Genomic DNA, 24960 nt, shown 5'->3' on the forward strand with positions numbered 1-24960 from the left:
TTAATAGCAAACTTTGCTATGCATAAACATAAATCAATTCCATACTTTTTTCCGATAGAATTTCCTCTTTTGATACTTTTGTATCTAGAGTGGCGGCGTATATTAATGCATATATCCCTCCCGCTTTCTCTAAAGGAATTTATGCTTACGTTCCAAAAAATTATTTTGATGCTGCAATCCTACTGGGATAAACAAGGCTGCGCACTCATGCAATCGTATGATATAGAAGTTGGCGCAGGAACGTCGCATACCGCGACATTCCTGCGGGCAATTGGCCCTGAGCCATGGCGTGCCGCCTATGTGCAGCCATCGCGACGGCCCAAGGATGGTCGTTATGGCGAGAATTCAAATCGGATGCAACACTACTACCAGTACCAAGTAGTCTTCAAACCGGTGCCGGAGAATATCTTAGACCTGTATTTAAGCTCGCTCCAATCGCTCGGAATAGACCTGAAGCAGAATGATGTGCGCTTTGTTGAAGATGACTGGGAGAACCCAACTCTAGGCGCCTGGGGACTTGGGTGGGAAGTATGGCTCAACGGGATGGAGATCACGCAGTTTACATACTTCCAGCAAGTCGGTGGTCTTAATTGCAAGCCAGTGCTCAGTGAAATTACGTATGGTATTGAACGTCTAGCTATGTATGTGCAACGGGTCGAAAATGTGTTCGATCTCGTGTGGTCTGAGTGGGAAGAGAGCGGCCCATCCGGAAAGATGCTGCGCCAGTTAACTTACGGCGACGTATTCCAGCAAAACGAGATTGAGCAGTCGATATATAACTTCGAGAAATCAAATGCTGAACTACTATTTACGCTCTTTAACGCCTATGAGAGCGAGGCTCGCCGTATTGTTGAGCAATGCCTCGCAGTCCCGTCCTATGAATTGGTTTTAAAAACCGCACATATATTCAATTTGCTTGAAGCGCGCGGAGCGATTTCCGCAACCGAACGAGCCACGTATATTGGCCGCATTCGCACGCTATCGCGACTGGTTGCTAAAACATACTACAATTCTCGGAAAGCACTCGGATTTCCGATGCTAAACGCAGTAGCATGCGTACATGCTTGTACATCATCACTACCCAGCAATAACGTCGACGAATCTAATTAGGTCTATCACGGTGGGTTAGTGCAAGATTGAAAACAATACTTAAAACGATAGAGAGAACCCATCCCATTGAGTCAATCATATACCCTACTCGTTGAACTGCTAACTGAGGAGCTACCGCCAAAGGCCCTTGCTAGCCTGTCTCAGGCTTTCTCTAACTGTCTAGTTGAACAACTCGCCACGCGTGAACTGCTAGATATTTCCGTTGGCGAATTACCCTCGTTTGAGCCGTTCGGCACTCCACGTCGGCTAGCGGTTGCAATCCATAATGTACGTACAGTAGCGCCGCAGCGACAGGTACATAAAAAAGTGCTACCAGTTTCTATAGCATTACAAGAGAACGGACGGCCAAGTGTTCATCTAATAAAAAGGCTCGCAGCACTTGGATTTCCAAAAATACCGATCACGCGCCTAGATCGGATGATGGACGGTAAGATCGAATCATTCTTTTTAAAGTACACTACACCGGGTATAACCCTAGAAAATGGGCTACAGTCTGCTCTAGACGAAACTCTTGCTAGGCTTCCGGTTTATAAGATCTTAACATATCAGCGGCCAGATGGTGAGAGTGTTCGGTTTATACGCCCAATACACCGGCTAGTTGTGTTACACGCGAATCGTATTATTCCGATCACAGCACTCGGAATAAACGCTAATAGCATTACACTCGGCCATAGATTTTTATCTGAAGGTCATATCGCGATTTTACATGCAGATAGCTATAAGTACACGCTAAAGCATCGTGGCAGAGTCATTGTTAGTATGCAGGAACGCAAAGAAGCAATCCGCATACAATTACTCGAGCTCGCGGGTTTAGACCACGTACTAATGCCTGAATCGCTACTGAACGAAGTAAATGCACTGGTTGAATGGCCAAGTGTTTATGAGTGCCATTTTGATCAAGCATTCTTGCAAGTGCCGCAAGAATGCTTGATTTTAACAATGCAAACAAACCAAAAGTATTTTGTGCTAACCGACGCTTTTGGTAAATTGCGGACACGTTTTTTAGTGGTCTCGAATTTACAGACTGACACACCAAGGCAAATCGTGCTAGGCAATGAGCGCGTTGTGCGCTCACGATTAACTGACGCGAAGTTCTTCTTTGAACAGGATAAGAAAAAAACTCTTGAGCAACGAGTGCCAATGCTGGCTAATGTTGTGTATCACCATAAACTCGGCTCCCAACTACAGCGTGTTGAGCGACTTGAAGCTCTATCAACGCTAATCGCGCCAATTATAGGCGTAGATGCGCGTCTAGCAGCACGAGCAGCGCATTTAGCTAAAGCAGATTTACTTACAGACATGGTAAGTGAGTTCCCAGAATTGCAAGGTACGATGGGCGCTTACTACGCGCGATATAATGGCGAGTCTGAGGATGTTGCGATCGGGTGTTTAGAGCACTACCGCCCCCGATTTTCGGGAGACGAGCTGCCGTCTACCGGGATTAGTACGGCAGTCGCAGTAGCCGATAAGATCGAGATGCTAGTAGGTATTTGGGGCATAGGCCTTCAACCTACAGGGGAGAAGGACCCCTACGCGCTGCGACGACATGCACTTGGCCTTCTGCGTATTATTCTTGAGAAGCAACTGCCTATAGATTTGATGGACTTGTTAAGGAATGCATATGCCCAATTTTCAGGCCAAACGCAAATTACTGATCCCACTAGCGCATTATATGATTTTTTCATCGACCGCCTACGTAGTTTGTTGCGTGAGTACAGATATAATACAGAGGAGATAGAGTCCGTACTAAGCCAAAATCCAACCCGCATTGATACTATCACTAGTCGACTTGATGCGGTATGCGAATTCTCTAAGCTGTCAGAAGCCGCATTTCTAGTAACAGCTAACAAGCGGATCAAGAACATTCTAAAGAGATCGAACGGAACACTACGAGACATCGAGACAACGCTATTAGTAGAGGTTTCTGAGCGCACACTGTTTGAGCTTCTGCAAAACGTCACGCCAACTGTTCAGGGCAGATTGCGTTCATATGACTATACGGGTGCTCTATTATCTCTCGCATCGATGCACGATGCAGTCGATCTATTTTTTAACAACGTGATAGTCAACTCTGATAATGTTGCATTACGAGAAAATCGACTGAGCTTATTAGCAAAGTTGTACGAGCAAATGAACTGCGTAGCTGATATTTCTAAGCTCGAGAAATAAGTGAATGCTCGAGAAATAAGTGAATTCTCAAGTTTTTGCCTGGTAAGCTGTAAAAATTGATCACACCAAAGAAACTCGTAATCTTTCATCGTAATGGCGTTATTAATTACGACTCTAACGCATTTATAAAGTCACCTGATGAGTGGATTTTAATCTCAGGTAATCTAGAGACAATCGCACACCTAGGTTGGATACCATATTGTAATTGCAGGCAACCAGTCTGCTATCGATCGAGGTCTGTTTAGCATAGCTATGCTCTATATATACACGAGAAGATTGCCGTAAGTTGTCATTACTGGGTAGGCGGATAGCTGCTATTTTTCTGTCTTTCTGTCCACATACGCCAGCTGACCATGTAATTGCCGTAAACTGAAACCTGGCTTATGCGTACAGATCATCCAGCGCTTTAGGATCGACCCCCCTTAGAAAGGCGCCAGTAGTCAGCAATTCCAACATGACTTGCAAGCTGCTGCATCAGCAAGATAAAGTAGGGCACCTAGTTGTAAATCGATATAAACACTGGGCACGGGAGATTTTCCGGTAGGCACAACAGTCTGTTCGAATTTATATGCATTTTACTAACTCCTATACTAACGAAGACAACTAACCTGATGACTCTAGAGCTACCTAAGGATTTTTATAAAACTATCATGTGCGTGATTCGCTCAATGCTGTTTTTTATTTATCTAATCCTTTATACAATCCCATATGCATGCGTTTGCTGCATTGTTTTCCCGCTCTTGAACATACATTGGCGCTATCAAATAGCTACGGGTTGGTGTCATTCAACGCTATGGGTGCTTCGGCACTTTGTTGGCATTAGTTGGCGCATTAAGGGCTTGGATAATCTTCCAGAAGGACCCGCCGTGCTACTTCCGAAGCACCAATCCGCCTGGGAGACGCTGGCGTTTCCAGCAATCATGCCACGTCCGCTGTGCTATGTCTTCAAACGCGAACTCTTGTATTTGCCATTTTTCGGCTGGGCTCTTTGGATGCTAAACATGCTTCATATCGACCGTAATAAGGGGAACAGCTCATTCAGATCAATAATTCGGCGAGGTAAGGAACGGATAGCTGGGGGATCATGGGTAATTATATTTCCAGAGGGAACACGAATGCCAGTAGGAAAGCGTGGCCAGTATAAAACTGGCGGAACACGATTTGCTGTAGCTGCTGGAGTACCTGTCGTGCCAATCGCACACAACGCTGGATACGTGTGGCCCCGCAACTCTTTTCTAAAATATTCAGGTATAGTCACAGTCTCTATTGGTAAGCCTGTCGACACTTTCAATCTGAATGCTAATGAAGTTATGGCGCGCGTCGAAGAGTGGATTGAAACTGAGATGTGCCGTATCGATGTATACAAGAATTTTACTTAATAGTTTGATGAGAGTGCTTTAATCTGTATGATTGATTAAAGCACTCTCATCAAACTCCGAAAATACAACCAGAGAGTTATAACTAGATATATCTAAATTTAGTCGAATCCCATAGCCTAACTTAAGTTAAACACTCATACTACGCATTGTTTATTTCTAGTTAAGCTGCTTGACTGTTCGATAACAGCGATTTTTTATGCTTATCCGTAGATATTTATCTATGATATCCCTACTTTCACTTTATTTCAGTAAAATACTATAATGTCTACGTTGGTTTATAACTTTAATCGATAAGTAGGTACTAATACTATAATTGCTCATAGGTTCTTATATATCTCAGCTGATATCGTCTTGAGTACTAGTTAAAGTATGCTATATGCTACTTTAGATCCTCTTAAGAGAGATATAGGCATCTGCCTAAGCGAATCCTTGCATTGGTCAGGAACTAAGGTTTCTACTGGATACGTAGTGCACAGATAAAACATTTTTTATACCAATAGCTTATTTCGGCGTAATTACCACTATACATATGCTAGTCCAGCAGCCCCCGAAAAGCTATGAACTAGTTTCTTCAATAGCTTAAAATAGTTATCCACACTGAGTGCTAGTAGCGGATAAATTATGCGGCCGTATTGTTTTAAAAAGCTAAATAAAAAAGGGGGGGGTACTTGAGTACGCTTAAGCTACAGTGACAATAGTCAGCAGAAGAGCAAGCTATAATAATCTCCTAATTTTAGGACAAGCAAGCAAGATGCATCAATAAAAACGCTCCAATATAGCGAGAATCTAGATGCGGAAGTTTAAGAGATATCTAGACCTCTCTAGATGAACAGTTTGAATAAGTGGCTAGGTAGAAAGAATTAACAACTACTAATCTGCTTATATGCTAGTGCCTAATGTAACGATAGCTATATAAAGCTTTACTTTACCTCAGAGTAAATACTGAAACCAGTATTCAGTTGGGTGTTAAAGATGGTGTGCGCGCGCATTCTCGTATAAAACGGTACTACTAGTTATCAGAATCAACTACTCAATCAAAATAAGTCTGAGACTTTACCGCATTATTCTGTACGTTGCCTAATTTTAATGAAAATATACCAGATAACCTTAATTATACCGCGCTACAGAAACTGGTATACAGATCTGAGGTTTGGTATACTAGCTTTTAACTAGTATTGGCTTGATAAGTTGTTGTGCTAACGTAACATACTCGAGTAGCGATACATCCTCAGCGCGGCGCGCGAGATCAAAGCTAAGCGCATTAAAATCGATTTTCTTACTATAAGCTGCAAGCGTATTTCGTAACATCTTACGGCGCTGCGAAAATGCAGCTGTTACGATTTCACTCAGACAGGAAACATCAACTAATGGTACATCGCCTGCAGTGCGTGGAATCATCCGTACCACTGCAGAGGTTACCTTTGGCTGTGGTCGGAATGATCCAGGGGATACTTCCATTAATTTATTGATTGTATATCGATACTGTAACATCACAGTTAGGCGGCTATACTCTTTGCTACCTGGCTGAGCAACCATTCGTTTTACTACTTCGTCCTGGAGCATAAAATGCTGGTCGATTATATTTTTGGAAAATGACGCAAGGTGAAATAACAGAGGACTCGAGATATTATAGGGTAAATTCCCAACTACTCGAAGAGATGCACCGATATGTGCAAAATTAGCCAGTGAATCAAAATTAAACGCTAAAGTATCGCCAGAATGTAAAATAAGCCTGCTGCTAAAACGATTTCTCAGCCTGGCGATAAGATTACGATCTAGTTCAACCGCATGCAATATCTTCACTCGGTTGAGAAGTGGATCGGTCAATGCCCCTAAACCAGGACCGATCTCTACGAGCCGATCTGTAGGTTGGGGTCGGATTATTTCCACAATTTTGTTAATTACGTCTATATCGATAAGGAAATTTTGACCAAATCGCTTCCGCGAAAAGTGGCCTTGATATGCATTCAGCCCCATAAAATCGCTTACCTTAATTAGATGAGACGCGCATAGCCGCAGTAGAAGCCATCGATATAGCGGTCTCAATCGCTGCTATTAAACTACCGCAATTAGCATAGCCGGTACCTGCCAGGTCGAGCGCTGTGCCATGATCAACAGAAGTTCGTATGATGGGTAGTCCTAGTGTGACGTTTACACTTTTACCAAATGTGGCAAATTTAAGTACTGGCAAGCCTTGATCATGGTACATTGCTAATATGCATTCAGCCTTATTAAGGTGACGCGGTTGAAAGAGCGTATCTGCAGGATATGGACCGCATGCGTGGACTCCAGATGCTCGCGCACGCTGTACCGCTGGTGTAATCACCTCAATCTCTTCACGACCCAGATAACCATTCTCGCCTGCATGGGGATTAAGACCTGTCACGAGAATTCGCGGGGACGCAATACAAAAACGCTCACGCAAGTCTCGATCAATAATAACTAACGTATCCACCAACCCATCGATATTTAGTGCATTAGGAACATCGCGAAGTGACAAATGTGTAGTCGCAAGAGCTACGCGCAACGGCCGCTTTCCGGTGCCAGATAGCATCATCACGACTCTTGGTGTACTGGTACGCTTAGCTAAATATTCCGTATGTCCAGTAAATAGCACCCCGGCTTTGTTAATAGTGCTTTTTTGCAGCGGTGCAGTGACAATAGCATCGAATATTCCATTAAGCGCTCCTGTAATAGCCGTATCCAACATTTCTAGCACATAGGGGCTGTTTGCCGTATTTAACACACCAGCTACACTTTGTGTGTTAAGGGGAATGTTATGTATAACAACGGGTGCTCCCGTTGATGTTGATGTTGACCATACAGAAGGATCTATGCCAACTTGCTTCGCTCGATCGATCAATAGCCGACGATCGCCAAGCACTGTGAAATGTACTGAACGGTGCCAGCGGCTGGATCCTCGTACGAACGCCTGTGCAGTCAGCTCCGGGCCAATGCCGGCAGGTTCACCAGTGGTAATCGCAATTCGAACGGGGGTGTTTTCACGCTCTGTGCTGCTAGGCTTAAGTCGACTCATCTAATTTATACTGTACATACGAGATATCACGCAGTTGCCATAGCCAATTTAAATAGGCCTGCTCGGCTTTATGCAGGCTTATTGCCTGACGTGCAATTTTCTGTTGTTTCAAGATGGGGCCCTGTACCTCGCGACGGCCAATTACCTGGACTAGGTGATAACCATAATCGCTACGGATTGGCTGGCTGATTTCGTTATTTTCTAGGTTATTCATTGCTCGCTCAAATTCCGGTATAGTCTCGCCCGCACTAATCCATCCCAAATCCCCCCCCCGCGGTGCTGAGCTGTCTTGCGAGTAAGTGCGAGCAAAATTAGAAAAGTCGCCACCCGACTCGATCTGTGATCGTAGTTTTAGTAGTTTCTGCTGTGCTGCGAGCCACGATTGTCTTTCGCTAACTCGGATTAAAATGTGTCGGACATGCGTTTGCATAAACTTGGGCGCTTCTCTGTAAGTATCGCTTGATACCCGGCGATCGATAAGTCGAACGATCTCGAAGCCTTCTACAGTACGCAATACCTCTGGATAAATCTGCCCTGACCGCAGCTGCGATGCAGCTTGGATCATTGCCTGAGGTAATAAAGACTCCGGACGGAATCCAAAATTCCCTCCATTTAAGGCATCAGGCGCCTGCGAATTATCTTTTGCGAGCTGCGCGAAATCTTCATTAGACAATGCGCGTTTAAGGAGATTCATCGCTTTTTTTTGCGAGTTCTTAATTTCAGTTGGTGGCGTATCTGGTTGTATTTTAATCAGGATATGTTCAAAGCATAGATCTTGTTGCGCGTGCCATGTCGTCCAATTCTGGCTAGCCATATAGTTATTTACTTCTGCATCTGATACCGTGATCCTGCTATCGACCTCTTTCTCTCGAAGCTTCGAAAGAAGTAACTCATTACGCACATTATCGATAAACATCGACCAAGAGACGCCCCTACTCTCTAGTCGAGCTCGATACTGGTCGGACGACATATTATTTACCTGCGCAAGCTGAATTAGTGTGCGTTGTAGCGACGCGTCATCAATCACAAGGCCATCATCCTGAGCTCGCTGCAACTGGATGTGTTCAAGAATCATCTGATTCAGTATCTGTAGTCGCAGCTGATATGGCGTCTGCAACGGCATATTCTGATACCGCAGTCTTGTGATCAGCCTCATACGCGAATCAAGCTCATAACGCGTTATTACCTGATTATTCACGACCGCGACGATGCTGTCTTTCTGCCTAATTTGATGCGACGGCAATGCTTGCGCGTACGCATTGTTAAACAAGAGAAGCACGCACTGCAACAGTGCCGAGCATATCGGCCTCATCATTTTTGCAATTACTCCATTCAAGTAAAAACTGACACAAGAGGAATATGACCCGCCACTAGTCGCGTCTTTACTAATAGTGGACAGACCGGGTCTGCGACATAGGTTGGAATGGAACTGTCTGGTAACCTAGCCACTTACTCTAAATTACTACACTAGCCCCGTTGCCTATCGTTGTAAAACCTTTGAGTTGCAGTTGTGCAAGTATCCGTGTAACCGTCTGGTTAGCGCCACTAATACTGTTTGCGTATTTTTGCATGCTAATACTGAAAAATCAGTATTTCGCGTAGTATTTAAAGCTCGTTAACGCGTCAAGTAGACGGTTCTAGATAATGCTATAATTCATCCTCCGGAAAACTCCGTACAAGCGGCGAACAAGTGGACACCGTACCGAGACCATTAACTGGTTGATTAGCTTATAAAATAGCTTTATATTTTCGTATCTATAGTAGAGCGTCGCGTTGAATACGAGACGCTCTACTAACCTCCACATAAACTCAATGTTCGCGTGCACTAGCCGATTAGTACCCTGATTGTACTGAAGAGTCTGTTCAGTCGAATAGCCGATACCAAGATTAAATGAGAAGCCGACCATCACATCGGAGTATACGGCCTGCCGCGATGATTGCGATCGCGTGTATACCACCCGCTGATTATGGGAATATATTGCTGTGCGATCACGAATTGTTCGCGTCTTTCGCCGAACGCTGCTTCTATAAAACATGATGTGAGTGCTGAATTCTGGTGCAACGTATATTACATAATATAGGAATAGTTCTAGCGTCTGAATATAATCTTTACTAAAGAGGCTAAATCTACGATCCAATACTAAGCTAGGGTTGAGGCTTAGCATCAGTATATTAATATTCTTAATCTGGGCGCCATGTATATTAGTAGACACGTCGTGTCATGCGAAATGCCACTGTATTTTTTGGCATTAAAAAGTAACCAATACGCAGAATTGGATATAAGATGGAGAGGTTAAAAACGAATCATGTAGCTTCCGCTACATCAGCTGTGTTGGTCGCACATTGAGTTGCGTCAACTTCGGCGCTAAATAAAGTTTAAGCTACCAATATTATTGGGACCATATTTTACGTTTAGCTGTTGTTTAAAGCTATATGGCACTATTAGGGGCTGTAACGTTTTCCAATATTGCCAGCGCAGCAATCCATCCCATAGCCTGTTTTGTAGGCAAAGCTGCTTTCCTGCTGATATAAGATCAGAGTGTGCACTACAAAAAAGTTACTTGAGACGAGATCTTTAAGTGGGTATTGTCAGATACTCGGTTATAGATAAATATATCCGCCGAAGCCATTTCTAAAATTCTGTATGTGATTGAAAAACACCGTGTAACGATTGGTATGCGTAATACGGTCGGCAGATACTCGATGATAAAGTGACCCGAGTAAATCAAGGATAAGCGGCAAAAATATAAGTAGCACGAATTAAATGCAATTAGTACTCCACGTCGCAATATAATACAAGGCGTAAGCGTCAACTGATAGTTTGGCGCAAGATGGAAATAATACGGTAGCGACATTATAAAACTAGTACTCAAACTCGTCGTAACGGACGGAGACAGTAGTAAGCTGCTTTGGCAATCCTTAGAGGGAGGAAATGACAACTATGGACTAGCGAATATCCGAACACCTAGGAAAAATACAATAATATTGTGCGCAATATACGGGTTTTCTGTACTATCTGTATTAAATCTCGTGGCCTTCACGTACCAAGCTGGGTCACTGTCGAACTGGAATTCCGTATATGTACTGTTGTGCACGACTAATCTTTCGTCGTCAATTATATCGATCCGCCCATCCTGTGGTGTGTATCTAGTCCGTATAACTCGGTATCATGATGAATGATACGCACATTCCAAAATTCTTGGACGAGATCGATGTCTGTATTATAATAGATTGAATTAGTCTTGATTACAGTCGTGTAGCACCGCTACACTGCACCACCCTTCTCGTAATGAGTCGTGATTTATAATTCCACTAGTCATCTTACTTAATCCGAAATATGGGTAGTGTGTTAGATAGAAAGACATGCTTCTTGAGCTATGATACAAAGCCATTTCCCATGGTGCATTTACTGGGTAAGCGGTAAGCTTATATCAATCAATTTGGTGTGATAAAACGATGGCAGAAATCTCGGCACCGAAAGCAATGCAGCAAGAGCCCGCATCGGGCGAGATACGCATCTCAAATTAAAAACCAGTGATCAGTTCTTTCGAGCTGGCTATATTGTCTGCATAGATGCAGTAGACAGAAAACGACGTAGGCCATCTAGGTACTTCGAGCATGTAATACTTACTATAGCCAGAGGCTTGATACTGTGTGTTCGATGTTAGTTGCATTATAGATTTACATTATACAATATAATTTTTCGATTATCACAGTTTCCTCATAAGTTGAATTTTTCAACGTTTCGATTGCTAGATTGCTAGGGAGGAATGGCTATAGCAGCTGAAAACTAATTTTTCCATATTCACTATCGGTAGTGGATAGTTGGACTACCTACACTTTACTTACGACCGAAATTAGCTGAAATTTGCCTGTTGATCCCGCCTAACAAGATACGTTTTCATGTAACACGTACGAGAACCACAATCAAATTAACGGTCATTAATACCTCTCTGTTGATAGAGCAAAAAGTTGATGCTGAAATAGCATTTTGGTTTTTTTAAAGTACAGCACAAGTGTCGGTACGGTTTTAACGCAGAGGTTATAATCAATAACATTAATATCTAGACAATATAAACCTCTACATGTACTAGTTTGCTTATCCATTAGGATGACAGATAGTCTATGACTATATGAAGCTCGAATACCGCCCCTAGCTAGAAACTCCTCGAGGATATATTCTATCCACTTATAAGCCCTTCCTCCGGAAATTATATTAGTAGTTTATTAAGGAACCGGATCGTATGACCTCGTTCTTGCTGGTTTACTCACACCGAATGCCGTGCTATGCATTGCATGCTTCGTCAATTGATGAGTACAGCGGGATTCAACTCTAGACGACCGCATAGTTTTGTACTGTGTCAGATAGTAGAAGACTGCTTCAGCCGTTTGTCGAGACGGTTAAAAAATAACTAATCTAGCGCATATATGTTCACATCGTAGTTACTGGCGTATTACAATTAATTACTCGGAGCAAGGTATACTAGATCTTGAATATGTAGCGTATACAGCACACTAGCATATTCATTAGCCATTAGTATATGCTACTGACTGTAACTAGATTGACTCAAGCGTAATTCGAATATTGCTACAGTAGATGCTATTATGAGTTTATGGTGCATTACAGGTCTTTGTGCGGCACGCAAACGAAAGCATATTGCCTAGCACACTCGCAGCTTTTCCTGGGCGAATGTTTTCTGAAATAAATAAGTACCATAGATTTAATCCAAGCACACTATTCGCAGTCAATGCGTTTTTTGAAGCTAAAAGTAGTCATAGCGTCTCATCTACGTAGATATAGAACCCAGAATACACGACATGCCATTTAATACCGGCTCATTTTTAGCATGAGCAAACATAATATCAAACATCGTATTTACGATAGTCTCGTATATATTTCTACGATCTATCGGATCTTGCCCGCATGACCTATATCTATGTTAGGAACCAATGCTAGAAATTGTTCTCGAATTAGCATGAAGTAACCAGTCTTTAGCGGCTAAATACCTTAGAATTAGTCGAAATATGCTACTCGAGAAACTACAAGAACACAGCCTTCCATAATACAATGCCTATGCTTTTTGCATATTTTATTCGCGCTCAAGCGTAGATTTGAGGGTTTCTTTATTATGATTAAGCAAGCGCTAATTTCTGTTTCCGACAAATCTGGAATTGTCGATTTCGCCAAAAGCTTATGTCAGCTTGGCGTTATTTTGTTGTCCACAGGAGGTACAGCAAAGCTGCTTGACCGTGCGGGATTGCCATTTACTGAAGTAGCTCACTATATCGGATTTCCGGAAATACTTAGCGGTCGAGTCAAGACTCTACACCCTAAGATCCACGGCGGCATTCTTGCGAGACGTAATACGTCTACTCACATGGCTACACTTGAGCAGTATGGGATACTAACGATTGATATGCTTGTAGTCAATCTATATCCGTTCGCGCAAACTGTTGCACAAGAGAAGTGCTCACTAGATGAGGCCATTGAAAACATTGATATTGGCGGATCGACCATGCTGCGCTCAGCCGCAAAGAACCACCATGACGTAACAGTGGTTATTGATCCGACCGACTATGCAGCGGTGCTAAACGAAATGAGCGTGCATAAAAATACAGTCAGCTATGCAACCAACTTTCGGCTAGCAACCAAGGCTTTTGCATACACTGCTCGATATGACGGCGAAATTACTAACTATCTCACTAGCCTTGGTGAGGACCTGCAGCATGCAACACGCAGCGCGTATCCAACTACGCTCAATTTATCTTTTACAAAGGTGCAGAATTTACGCTACGGTGAAAACCCGCATGAAAGCGCAGCGTTCTACCGAGACTCGCCATCTGATAAAGGCGCGCTAGCGAACTACCATCAACTACAAGGTAAAGAACTATCATATAATAACATCGCTGATGCTGATGCGGCCCTGGAATGCGTGAAGACTTTTGATATCCCGGCATGCGTGATTATAAAGCATACGAACCCGTGCGGAGTCGCTGTAGCAATGACACCGGCTGATGCTTATGCTAAGGCATGGCAAACCGATCCGACTTCTGCATTCGGTGGCGTTATCGCGTTTAATCGAGAAATTGACAAACGAGCAGCGCAAGCGGTTGTAAAGCAATTTTTTGAGGTACTACTCGCGCCATCTCTGACTGACTCGGCACGCCAAGTCTTTGCTGAAAAGCGGAACTTGCGTGTTTTGCAGGTGCCGCTAAGCAACGCAGCTAATGCATACCACTTAAAGCGTGTCGAAGGTGGATTATTAGTGCAATCATCGGATACGAAAAACGTGCAACTGCATGAGCTGCATGTAGTTACAAAACAGTATCCAACATCTAAAGAAATGGATAACTTATTATTCGCCTGGCGTGTTGCGAAATTTGTCAAGTCTAACGCGATCGTGTTTTGCTCAAATGGCATGACCTTGGGTATTGGAGCAGGGCAAATGAGCCGCGTCGATGCTGCTCGAATTGCCCACATGAAAGCGCAAAATGCAAAGCTATCGTTAAGTGGCTCTGCAGTTGCCTCCGACGCGTTTTTCCCGTTCCGAGATGGGCTTGATGTAGTTATTTCAGCTGGCGCAACTTGTGTGATCCAACCGGGTGGCTCTATACGAGATGCTCAGATAATTGCAGCAGCCGATGAACATAATATCTCTATGGTAATTACCGGAACACGGCATTTTCGCCACTGATATTTGTGACCTTTGCAATGTAAGCCGTATTTCGGATTAAGCTAATCGATTATAGTTATAGGATGAGAATACTTGGTATCGATCCGGGGCTGCGTGTTACTGGATTTGGCATTATCGATAAGCATAAGCACATGCTTACCTACGTAACTAGTGGAGTGATTCGCACTGTTAATACTGACCTCCCAAACCGCCTAGGTACGATCTTTGATGGTGTCATGAGTCTGATTCATGAGCACCACCCTGACCAGGCTGCAATCGAAAAAATATTCGTTAATGTTAATCCTCAGTCAACGCTTTTACTAGGTCAGGCGCGCGGTGCGGCAATTTGCGGACTTGTAGCGGGTTGTATACCGGTAGCTGAATATGCTGCGCTACAGCTTAAGCAAGCGGTAGTTGGTTACGGACATGCTACTAAAAACCAGATACAGCAGATGGTGGTTCGATTGCTGAACTTGGATGGTCTGCCAGGCACCGATGCTGCTGATGCCCTCGGCATAGCGATCTGCCATGCGCACGGTAACAAGTTAATAAACACGCTTGGTACGCTTACGCCCGTATTAACAAAGAAAAGTTATCTGATAAGCCGAGGCCGGCTAATCAGATAATTAAGCATGATTTCTATTTCGCGATACGATATACTCATATATCAACTTTATATTGATTCGCTATGATTGGGTGCATTACGGGGATCTTACTCGAGAAAATCCCACCTCATTTATTAGCTGATTGCAATGGTATTGGCTATGAGATTGACGTGCCGATGAGCACGTTTTATAACTTACCTAGCACTGGGAACAAAGTTACGTTACTCACCCAACTGATTGTTCGCGAAGATGCGCACCTACTGTATGGTTTTCTTACTCAGCAGGAGCGACAGATCTTTCGAGAACTATTAAAAATTAGCGGCATTGGGGCTCGTATAGCGCTAGCAATACTCTCCGGAATGAGTGTTATGGATTTTTCTCGTACAGTTGCATTGCAAGATACAACCCGCCTCATACGGGTTCCGGGTATTGGTAAGAAAACTGCCGAACGGTTGTTACTTGAGTTAAAAGGAAGATTAGAGGGCGATATTAACTCGGCTACGTCGGACGTATTACCACTTAACTATACGCCAGATATTTTGAACGCTCTTATTTCTCTCGGATATTCTGAAAAAGAAGCGCTTTCTGCAGTAAAGCACGTACCAGTTAGTATGGATGTATCAAGCGGCATTAAACTCGCTTTAAAAATTTTATCGAAGGTATGAACCTATGCTTTAGCATAGAAGCGCACTAGCTATATGCGGTACAATCAGTAACATGATTAAAACGGATAAGCTTGTCTCAGAACGCTTTATTTCGGCAATTCCCGCATCGCCTAATGAAGAAACATGCGAACAGACTCTGCGCCCACAGCGCTTAGCTGAATATATTGGGCAAGAAAAAGTTCGCATGCAGCTCGAGATTTTTATTGAAGCTGCCAAGCGCCGATCAGAAGCACTAGATCATGTTCTTCTGTTTGCCCCTCCTGGTCTAGGCAAGACCACGCTTGCACACATTATCGCACGAGAAATGGGCGTTAATCTGCGCCAGACATCGGGGCCAGTGCTTGAACGGGCCGGCGACTTAGCTGCACTACTGACTCATCTCGAAATGAACGATATATTATTTATCGACGAGATCCATCGATTGTCGCCAGTCGTTGAAGAAATTTTATACCCTGCGCTCGAAGATTATCAGATTGATATTATGCTCGGAGAGGGGCCGGCAGCACGCAGCATTAAGCTAGACCTACAGCCGTTTACGCTAGTGGGAGCCACTACTCGTGCCGGCATGCTAACTAACCCATTGCGAGATCGATTTGGAATTAGTGCTCGGCTTGAGTTCTATACTGCGAGCGAGCTAACACAGATCGTTGAGCGTTCGGCGCACCTTCTCGGTACGAAGATTGAGTCTGAAGGCGCACTGGAAATAGCGCGGCGCTCACGCGGCACCCCACGTATTGCGAATCGGCTGTTACGTCGCGTGCGTGATTATGCTGAAATAAAGTCTAATGGTTGTATCACAGCACTAATAGCCGATGCAGGATTAGCAATGCTTGATGTTGATCCGGTAGGCTTTGATTTAATGGACCGTAAGCTTCTGGACGCGATCCTACATAAGTTTAATGGCGGTCCAGTGGGACTAGATAACCTTGCTGCTGCAATTGGTGAGGAACGCGATACAATTGAAGACATGGTTGAGCCCTATTTAATTCAGCAAGGTTATCTGCAGCGTACGCCTCGCGGACGTGTTGCTACACTGCTTTCCTATCGTTACTTTGGCCTTACTGGCCGGATACAAGATGAGTCCATGACCTGTGGGTCGTTAGCAGAAAATAGTTAATCTCTTTATCTTCGAACTATTATACCTCTAGTATAGTTGACAGAATTGAGACGGTGGCCTTAGGCTTCCTCTAAAAAGAATTATATATGGTAAGTACACATCAGATTAACTAGGGGCATTAAAAGACTCTTTCCTAGATAAGGTAAAAAACTTATCTGGTATTATAGTAATCCGAAAGTTCTGTCGAGCATCAAACGATAATTGGCTAGTTATGCACTGCCAGTTTAGGCATAACTAGCTACTTTCGAATTGAGAATACTGCCGTCAATTATAGGCAATAAAATAGTCAGTCGTATTACTGTCCGTTTTGTTTCATCGTATATTAGCTAGCCTTAAGCATTATATATTCGATATATTAAATATTAAAAATCTTATCTATCAGACCCGCATACTAACTCCAGAGAAATGCTAGATTAATACATCTACTTTTTTGTTATAACTCCAGTTCTCGTTAGATTGTCCACTTGTACTAAGCTTGTAGGATCACACGAACAAATCGCCGCTTCCCGACCTGAATAATATACACGCCCGCCTCAAGTTTTAGTCCTTTATCAATAATTGTTGTTCCGTCTATTTTCACGCCAGACTGTTCGATATTACGCAATGCCTCGCTAGTAGATGGAACTAAACCAGCTTGTTTTAGTAATTGCTTAACCGGTAACGGTGCACCACCTAACTGAATTTCAGTAATATTATTCGGCACCCCGCCTCTCGCACGAAGATTAAAATCTTCTAAGGCGCGTTGCGCATCGGCTATAGAATGGAAACGGGAGACAATTTCCTGCGCGAACAGTACTTTTAGTATTCGCGGATTGTAACCAGCCCGCACCTGCTTCTGAAAGTCTGCAATCTCATCAAGACTGCAAAACGAAAGTAGCTCAATATAACGCCACATCAGTGTATCCGAAATACTCATTAGCTTAGCGAATATCTCAGACGGTTTCTCGCTAATACCAATATAATTATTCTTAGATTTAGACATCTTATTAACGCCGTCTAGACCTTCGAGCAGAGGCATGGTTAGAATGCACTGCGGCTCCTGACCATACTGCCTCTGCAACTCTCGACCCATTAATAGATTAAACTTCTGATCGGTTCCACCTACTTCGAGATCTGATTGTAGCGCAACCGAATCATACCCTTGCATCAAAGGATATAAGAACTCATGGATCGAGATTGGTATCCTATTTTGGAAGCGCTTAGTGAAGTCATCACGCTCGAGCATCCGCGCCACAGTATAGCGTGATGCCAGACCGATCATGCCATCAGCTCCTAGTGGCATTGACCATTCGCTGTTATAGCGAATCTCAGTTTTTTCACAATCGAGAACTAATGCGGCTTGTGTTAAATAAGTCTTTGCATTAAGCTCAATTTGCTCGCGAGTAAGCGGTGGACGCGTCTGGTTACGCCCAGAGGGATCACCAATAAGCGATGTGAAATCGCCAATCAAGAAAATAATAGTATGGCCTAGATCCTGAAACTGTCGCATCTTATTAAGCACGACAGTGTGTCCAATGTGGATATCTGGTGCAGTTGGATCAAGCCCAAGCTTGATACGCAATGGCTTTCTAGTTTGTGCGCTTTTTGCTAACTTCTGTATGAACTCATCCTCAATGAGAAGCTCTTCGCAGCCACGCCTTGCTACTGTTAGGGCAGCATATACTTCATCGGTAATAGGAAAGTATGGTACAGAAACGCTTGGCTCATCACTCATTAGTTGGGAACTTTTGACAAAATTATTGCACAAATAACGCTCATATTATGCTTTACGTATTGCCCTCAAAGCATTACTTATTGCACAGAAACTGAATTTTTATGATGTAGTACTGCTTCTAACAGCATTTGGAATTGTGCTGCGCCACTATAGTAGTGTAGTGCAGCATAATTAAATAATTAATCACTTAAATATCTTGTATCCGTGAGCTTAAGCACAACAATTCCGTGCGTTTTTTCTATGGTATCCGTACTATTGATACCTATATATTCTGTATATACACCAGCTTACTCAACAGATACGCAAACTAACCATAGTATGTTCTGCACCATTAGTTGGCCTAGAATAGAACTAGACCCATATTATAAGTGCCTACCTGCTAAACTATCCACCCCGTCTAGACGCATTTTATCGGGTGTACTCGATAACCAGTTCGCTAGCGTAATGCGACGGGCTGGCGTATTAAGCACATCGATCGATGCAGCGATCGATGTGCTTCCAGGTATGCGCGCGCTAGCTGGACCATTACGCGGGCAATGCTACCGCGCGCTAGTCGGTGCAGCCGCCGACGAATCATCTCATACTCAACGAATTCTTGTTCTCGAAGCAAGAGCAGTTGGGGCTGCGCCTATTCGGGCTATCTGGTATCGCTTACCAAGTAAATGCGGAGACGGTTTTTATAGTGCCAATGGACGCTCTCTACAGCAAGCACTGAATCCCTGCCCCGTTGCTAGAGCACGATTATCATCGCGCTTTGGTGAGCGCATGCACCCGATTTCTGGACACTATACGTTCCATAGTGGGGTCGATTGGGCCGCCCCACAAGGCACACCAGTTCGTGCAAGCGGGCCCGGAAACATTGAATTTTTAGGATGGCTACATGGTTACGGCAAGACGGTCATCTTACGTCATAATCAGCAATATGAGACTGTATATGCCCATCTATCTCGAACTCCATCAAAACTAAGAACGGGTAAGAGAATTGCACGCGGTGATATAATCGGCTACGTCGGTAATACTGGATGGGCAACTGGTCCACATTTACATTATGAGGTACGGCATTACGGCTACCATATAAATCCACTTTCAGCATCAGTCGGTAAACCCTCATCATTGCATGGTACTGCGCTACGCGAATTCAAGCGATATCTATCCAATCTATCTAATGGAAATAGAAATAGTCTATTGCCAGCGTATGTAGCATCATAGTAAAAAATACAGCTTTATATGAGCTATATTATTCATTCGCAATATTCTGTTAAATACTACCAAATTTTGGGGTGATAAATTAATTCAATGTTCGGTCTAATAAGCATTACTTTGTAAGACACCAGAGTGGATTCCCAATGTATAACAAAAGCGCACCTACATATATCAGTTATTACAAAAGCCACTTTATGAAAAATCAAAAATAACTATAATGCTAAAGGTTTTCTGTCTAAGTTACCTGATACTTTATGCGTGTTAGTAACACTGTAGAATGACGTATAGATATTTCAATTAATTATCACAATTAATTGAAATATCTATTCAAAGTTGAAATAGTGCTGAAATATGTTATTAAGGATCTCTTGGGATTTAACCTCTTAATATTACTAATACAGACTATAAAATTAGAAAAGCTAGCTCTTATTGTTTAGGGAAATATCCACTGTAGTATAGTATACAATCAACTTAGTTGATTTAAGAACGCTATTCGTACATAATAAGATCGCTAAATACGCTCTCATAGTAGTAAAATTTATTCTGTTTAAATAAACAACAAGATTATTTTAGATTAAGCTAAGGTACTTAACACAGTTTTATTATAAATAATGTTATATTGCTCACTAACACATTTTTAACAAAAAATATTTATTAAAAATAAATTGCACTTAGTAGATTATTTTTTTCTACTATATAATAGTAGTTAATCTATTTTAATAGTAAATAGTGTTTATATAGAGAATGACGAGCCACAGCCACAAGTAGTGGCCGCATTTGGATTTTTAATGATAAATTGGGCACCACTTAAATCGTCTTTATAGTCGATTTCAGCACCTAGTAAGTATTGATAACTCATCGAATCAATTAATAGCTGAACACCATTTTTGTTTATTACAGTATCATCCTCGTTGATTTCTTCATCGAACGTAAAGCCATATTGAAACCCAGAGCAGCCGCCACCACGAATAAACACCCGAAGCTTTAGTTCCGGGTTACCTTCTGCATCGATTAGTTTTTTTACCTGATTAGCGGCCGTATCCGTAAAAACGAGTAGTACTGGCATTTCGGTCAGAGGGATATCAGTCATAGATTTTATTGAGTTTCCCAAAAATTCTTCAATGCTATTGAGCATTGTGTCATGTATATCGCATGGATATATATGACCTATAGTTTTTTTGCCTGACGCCAGCATTTTTATAAAATTTATCGCGATACATGAACCTACTTAGCGCTTAGAAAACTGCTTACGACGACGAGCTTTATGCAAACCTACTTTTTTGCGCTCAACTTCACGCGAATCTCGTGTTACAAATCCAGCTTTTGATAAGGTAGATTTGAGCGTTGAGTCGTAATCAATTAATGCGCGGGTAATTCCATGGCGTATAGCACCAGCCTGGCCAGTTTCGCCTCCACCAATTACATTAACTTTAATATCAAAAGTGTTTATATGGTTTACGAGATTTAGAGGTTGACATACGATCATTAACGACGTTTCTCGCGAGAAATAGTCAGCAATAAGTTGGTTATTGATCATAATAGCTCCTTTACCGAACTTAATAAACACCCGAGCTACCGCGCTTTTTCGGCGGCCGGTACCGTAATTCCAATTTCCGATCATTTAATCTGGCTCCTTAAATCTCGAGCGTTTTCGGTTGTTGCGCGGTATGCGGGTGTGTCACGTCTGCGTAGACTTTGAGTTTTTTAATCATTGCGTAGCCAAGTGGACCTCTCGGTAGCATACCTTTAACAGCTTTCTTTAGTACCCTACCTGGAAAACGCTCCTGCATTTTACTAAAGATTGTTTCATGGATACCGCCCGGATAGCCAGAGTGAGAGTAATATGTCTTATTAGTTGTTTTTTTTCCGGTAACCTTCAGTTTTCTAGCGTTCACAACGACGATAAAATCTCCGGTATCGACGTGTGGTGTAAACTCAGGCTTATGCTTTCCGCGAAGACGGCTCGCTACTTCGCTAGCGATGCGGCCAAGTATCTTGTCCGTCGCGTCAATCACATACCATTCGCGTTTTACCTCATGGGCTTTGGTGGAAAACGTCTTCATGATTGATCCAAATGAGATGCTTTACTTTTTCTGTGTACTGATGGCTGCACACTAGGTGCAGCTTAGACTCTATAATTTTTTCCGCAGGCATTTTCAGAAAAAATTATAGAGTAAATTTTGTAGATAAGCTTTATTTAACTTTAACTAAATTTAAATAGTAACCCAAACGTCTAGATTCGATTTACTAAAGGTACTAAGTAGAACTTAAGTTAACTAATGTAAGGAATTATAAAGCTTACGCTAAGCAGTCGCAAGGAAAACTATATTCCTACACCTATTAATAATAGGTGACTTATTAATAATATTAATCCTTCAATTAATAGCCCTATGGCTCGCTTACCAAGATAGTAACTGAAGCAAGCAATTTCCTAAGAATAGTACATTACTATAAAAATTTGAGCGAAACCTTGAACCAGCACAGTTTATAGCTACTAAGCTTATTTTACATCAACCGTGTGGGGGGGGTAGGGATCGCTTGATGGTGCTTGAGCGAGCTGATAAACGAAAGTCAAGCTAGAAACATACGGTATAGTTCACTGAACAAGATTAAAACAAATAAGTTTTATATCTGTACTTTGCATCATCAAGATGATACACCTAATCTGTCATAGTTTCGAAGAAATTTATTAGTATAATATCGCGTATGCATTATATTAATGCTTATTTAAGTGCAAATTGCACATTAATAAGGGACACAAAGCAAGCTGGTAAGCCGGATTCTGTGCGTGCAACGGAACCCGGCACACGTGACAGCCATTCCTCTAGGCTCGACATTACTGACGAGCTCAAGCTTCCCACCCGCAGGCTAGAACGGGTCCACCCTTGCGCCTTGCTACAGACGCACGCCTGCTTACTTGGAATTGCTCCGGGTGGAGGTTACACTGCCGAAATGCGTTGCCGCAATCGCGGTGCGCTTTTACCGCACCATTTCATCCTTACCTGATCCTGGCTTGTGCCAGGCCATCGGCGGTTTGCTTTCTGTTGCCCTATTCCGCGTGTCACCACGGATGGCCGTTAGCCATCACCCTGCCCTATGGAGTCCGGACTTTCCTCGTTCCCGTGCAATATGCAGAAAACGCGGCTGTCTAGCCTACTTTGTATACGCCTATATTAGCACAGAGTACCAACTATGTCAGCCGATGAGTAATATTTTAGTGTCTAAGCTGAATTGCTAGCTAGAAAGTCCACAAATGCTGACATGGCTTTCTTTTGAAGCAAGCAGTGCTTCAGCTAGTGAAACATCAGAGGCATAAAAATTGCATAACTTCTCGTTAAAACAAGCAACTGTAAACTATATTAATAGAATTTTTTTTATTATTACTTAGCCTAAGCACTCTCTCCCGTTTAGTAATTTGAAGCTGCATAATTTCTTATTTAATTAGAAAAATTAAAACTAATTTATTGAAAATCGTTTAGATTTTTACATGTAGGAATCCAATTTATGGCTTTAATAAAAGTATTTGTGATAGCTCGTAGCGCCGCGACTCCGATTTTACATTGCTCAAATAAGTCGATCTTATTAAAAATTTATTTCAGAGCATAGCTTTGCTATCCTAAACAACTAGGGACGTAATTATACGTCACCTATGTATCAGCGATAGTAGTATAAACTAACACGATTTCAGCGAAGCTTCCAGCTTAAATCCTTGCTCATCTTAAACACCACCACACTCATTCCGTCTATGTCAATATTTTCAGGTAATGTCCAACTAGAGCGCTCAAGAGTTACTGTGTCGATAGAACGCGGTAATCCGTAGAAGTCAGGGCCATGAAAGCTTGCGAAGCCTTCTAAGCGTCTTAGAGCGCCAGCTTCGTCAAAGGTTTGCGCGTATAGCTCCAAGGCATGTAGTGCTGTATAGCACCCAGCACAACCGCATGAACTCTCCTTGAAGTTTTTCAGGTGTGGTGCGCTATCGGTGCCAAGAAAAAAGCGTGGATGACCCGAAATAGCTGCCTCGACGAGTGCAGCACGGTGTACTTCGCGCTTAAAGATGGGGAGGCAGTAATAGTGTGGTTTAATGCCGCCGACTAGCATAGTATTGCGATTTAGTAATAAATGATGAGCGGTTATGGTGGCGCCTAGCATGCCTAATGATGTATCTGCGTGGCGCACATACTCCACTGCGTTGCGGGTTGTAATATGTTCAAATACCACCTTAAGTGCAGGGAAATCACGCCGCAATGGCTCGAGTACTCGGTCAATAAATACTTCTTCACGATCAAATACATCGACTACCGGATCCGTTACTTCGCCGTGCACTAGTAACGGTAGGCTAGTTTTTTGCATTGCCTCTAGAGTAACTGCACAATGGCGCAAATCCGTAACACCAGCATCTGAATTAGTCGTTGTGCCAGCCGGATAAAGCTTAATACCATGTACGAAGCCACTTTCGCGAGCTCGCCAAATCTCATCCGGCGACGTATTATCAGTTAAATATAGCGTCATTAGAGGTTCAAATGCAGTTCCAGGACCCTGCGTAGGACGCGCGGCAAGGATCCTCTTCCGATAGGCGGCAGCCTGCTCAGTCGTGGTAACTGGTGGCTTCAGATTCGGCATGATGATCGCGCGACCGAACTGCTGAGCGGTATGTGGTAGCAATGCCTTAAGCAGCGCGCCATCACGCACATGTACATGCCAATCATCAGGGCGAGCAAGAGTCAGCGCATCTATGCCAAATGAGTTAAATTCGGTAGATTGGTGGAGGATATTCATATCGATCGAAAGTTAAGCATGCGCCAGCATATACGTAACCGTGAAATATACGTCGCCGTTTCATCTTTAGTTTTCCCGGACCGGGTCTGAGTTATTTTAATAACGCATTATTTTAATGGGCGATAAGTATGCGAGTGAACTATTATATTTACAATATCCGGCTACTGCCCAAAAAATTATATAACGTTTTTAGGGGGTTTTTGCAAGTCGCACTGTAATTATAATGACATATTCGGTAACACGTTTTTAAACGTACAAGTTTGATGTATCTGCATCAACTAGCAGGCGACAGAGCTTTCTCGAGTTAGAGAAAAATTAAAAATTATTTATTATATTAAAGGAGCTTGATTAAACACATTTGTAAAACTATTAGTTAGCTTGTGCTAAAAAATACTATTTATTCCGACGCGATTTATTAGGCCCAGATATTAAATCTGGAGGAAAATTATGATAGTCTATAAAATATTAGAATTTTCTATGTGTATTAGTTAGTTAGTGTGAAATAACTTCT

At 42.7% G+C, this 24960-nt stretch carries 17 protein-coding genes and 1 other RNA gene; 8 read left to right on the plus strand and 10 right to left on the minus strand.

What is annotated here, in order from left to right; translation table 11 throughout:
- Positions 1-141 precede the first annotated feature (141 nt).
- The 3 genes from glyQ (at position 142) to GKR41_RS03430 (ending at position 4658) form a co-directional block, all read left to right on the plus strand.
- Complete coding sequence (gene glyQ / locus GKR41_RS03420) at positions 142-1110, plus strand: glycine--tRNA ligase subunit alpha (RefSeq protein ID WP_226810252.1); 969 nt, start codon at positions 142-144, stop codon at positions 1108-1110.
- A 66-nt stretch (positions 1111-1176) separates the two neighbouring features.
- A complete protein-coding gene (gene glyS / locus GKR41_RS03425) occupies positions 1177-3279 on the plus strand; it encodes a glycine--tRNA ligase subunit beta (RefSeq protein ID WP_420885651.1) in 2103 nt (700 codons plus the stop codon).
- A 650-nt stretch (positions 3280-3929) separates the two neighbouring features.
- Entirely contained in the window at positions 3930-4658 is a 729-nt protein-coding gene (locus tag GKR41_RS03430; RefSeq protein ID WP_226810254.1) for a lysophospholipid acyltransferase family protein, read from the plus strand.
- Between the two features lie 1158 nt (positions 4659-5816).
- Here the strand turns inward: GKR41_RS03430 and rsmA are convergent.
- The 4 genes from rsmA to lptD all read right to left on the minus strand — a co-directional run bounded on the left by rsmA (position 5817) and on the right by lptD (position 9860).
- The gene (rsmA, locus tag GKR41_RS03435) at positions 5817-6635 is read right to left on the minus strand and encodes a 16S rRNA (adenine(1518)-N(6)/adenine(1519)-N(6))-dimethyltransferase RsmA (RefSeq protein ID WP_226809767.1); all 819 of its coding nucleotides are present in this window, start codon (positions 6633-6635) and stop codon (positions 5817-5819) included.
- A gap of 13 nt (positions 6636-6648) precedes the next feature.
- On the minus strand, positions 6649-7695 hold the full coding sequence (gene pdxA, locus GKR41_RS03440; RefSeq protein ID WP_226809768.1) for a 4-hydroxythreonine-4-phosphate dehydrogenase PdxA: 1047 nt from the start codon (positions 7693-7695) through the stop codon (positions 6649-6651).
- A complete protein-coding gene (locus GKR41_RS03445; protein ID WP_226809769.1) occupies positions 7682-9010 on the minus strand; it encodes a peptidylprolyl isomerase in 1329 nt (442 codons plus the stop codon). Before GKR41_RS03445 ends, pdxA begins: the two co-directional genes overlap by 14 nt.
- A gap of 322 nt (positions 9011-9332) precedes the next feature.
- Positions 9333-9860, minus strand: a complete 528-nt coding sequence (lptD, locus tag GKR41_RS04095; protein ID WP_420885675.1) for an LPS assembly protein LptD — start codon at positions 9858-9860, stop codon at positions 9333-9335.
- A gap of 2964 nt (positions 9861-12824) precedes the next feature.
- Between lptD and purH the strand changes: the two genes are divergently transcribed.
- The 4 genes from purH (at position 12825) to ruvB (ending at position 16756) form a co-directional block, all read left to right on the plus strand.
- The gene (gene purH, locus GKR41_RS03460) at positions 12825-14390 is read left to right on the plus strand and encodes a bifunctional phosphoribosylaminoimidazolecarboxamide formyltransferase/IMP cyclohydrolase (protein ID WP_226809771.1); all 1566 of its coding nucleotides are present in this window, start codon (positions 12825-12827) and stop codon (positions 14388-14390) included.
- Positions 14391-14452: 62 nt separating this feature from the next.
- A complete protein-coding gene (gene ruvC / locus GKR41_RS03465) occupies positions 14453-14995 on the plus strand; it encodes a crossover junction endodeoxyribonuclease RuvC (RefSeq protein ID WP_226809772.1) in 543 nt (180 codons plus the stop codon).
- A gap of 62 nt (positions 14996-15057) precedes the next feature.
- Positions 15058-15639, plus strand: coding sequence for a Holliday junction branch migration protein RuvA (gene ruvA / locus GKR41_RS03470; RefSeq protein WP_226809773.1), 582 nt, complete (start codon positions 15058-15060; stop codon positions 15637-15639).
- Between the two features lie 52 nt (positions 15640-15691).
- Positions 15692-16756, plus strand: coding sequence for a Holliday junction branch migration DNA helicase RuvB (gene ruvB, locus GKR41_RS03475; RefSeq protein WP_226809774.1), 1065 nt, complete (start codon positions 15692-15694; stop codon positions 16754-16756).
- A gap of 469 nt (positions 16757-17225) precedes the next feature.
- Here the strand turns inward: ruvB and tyrS are convergent, their stop codons facing one another.
- A complete protein-coding gene (gene tyrS, locus GKR41_RS03480; RefSeq protein ID WP_226809775.1) occupies positions 17226-18470 on the minus strand; it encodes a tyrosine--tRNA ligase in 1245 nt (414 codons plus the stop codon).
- A 318-nt stretch (positions 18471-18788) separates the two neighbouring features.
- Here tyrS and GKR41_RS03485 point away from each other — a divergent pair, with 318 nt between their 5' ends.
- Positions 18789-19679 carry a M23 family metallopeptidase gene (locus GKR41_RS03485; protein ID WP_226809776.1) on the plus strand — a complete coding sequence of 297 codons (891 nt, stop codon included), beginning with the start codon at positions 18789-18791 and terminating at the stop codon, positions 19677-19679.
- Positions 19680-20406: 727 nt separating this feature from the next.
- Here GKR41_RS03485 and erpA read toward each other — a convergent pair.
- The 5 genes from erpA to pyrC form a co-directional block, all read right to left on the minus strand.
- Positions 20407-20763 carry an iron-sulfur cluster insertion protein ErpA gene (gene erpA, locus GKR41_RS03490; protein ID WP_420885652.1) on the minus strand — a complete coding sequence of 119 codons (357 nt, stop codon included), beginning with the start codon at positions 20761-20763 and terminating at the stop codon, positions 20407-20409.
- Between the two features lie 138 nt (positions 20764-20901).
- Complete coding sequence (gene rpsI / locus GKR41_RS03495) at positions 20902-21294, minus strand: 30S ribosomal protein S9 (protein WP_226809777.1); 393 nt, start codon at positions 21292-21294, stop codon at positions 20902-20904.
- 13 nt (positions 21295-21307) lie between these two features.
- Positions 21308-21736, minus strand: coding sequence for a 50S ribosomal protein L13 (gene rplM, locus GKR41_RS03500; protein ID WP_226809778.1), 429 nt, complete (start codon positions 21734-21736; stop codon positions 21308-21310).
- A gap of 692 nt (positions 21737-22428) precedes the next feature.
- An RNA gene (rnpB, locus tag GKR41_RS03505) (RNase P RNA component class A) lies at positions 22429-22833 on the minus strand.
- Between the two features lie 524 nt (positions 22834-23357).
- Complete coding sequence (pyrC, locus tag GKR41_RS03510; protein WP_226809779.1) at positions 23358-24449, minus strand: dihydroorotase; 1092 nt, start codon at positions 24447-24449, stop codon at positions 23358-23360.
- Positions 24450-24960: the final 511 nt, after the last annotated feature.

This window comes from Candidatus Vallotia laricis (assembly GCF_020541325.1).
In the GTDB taxonomy this organism is placed as follows: Bacteria; Pseudomonadota; Gammaproteobacteria; order Burkholderiales; family Burkholderiaceae; genus Mycetohabitans; species Mycetohabitans laricis.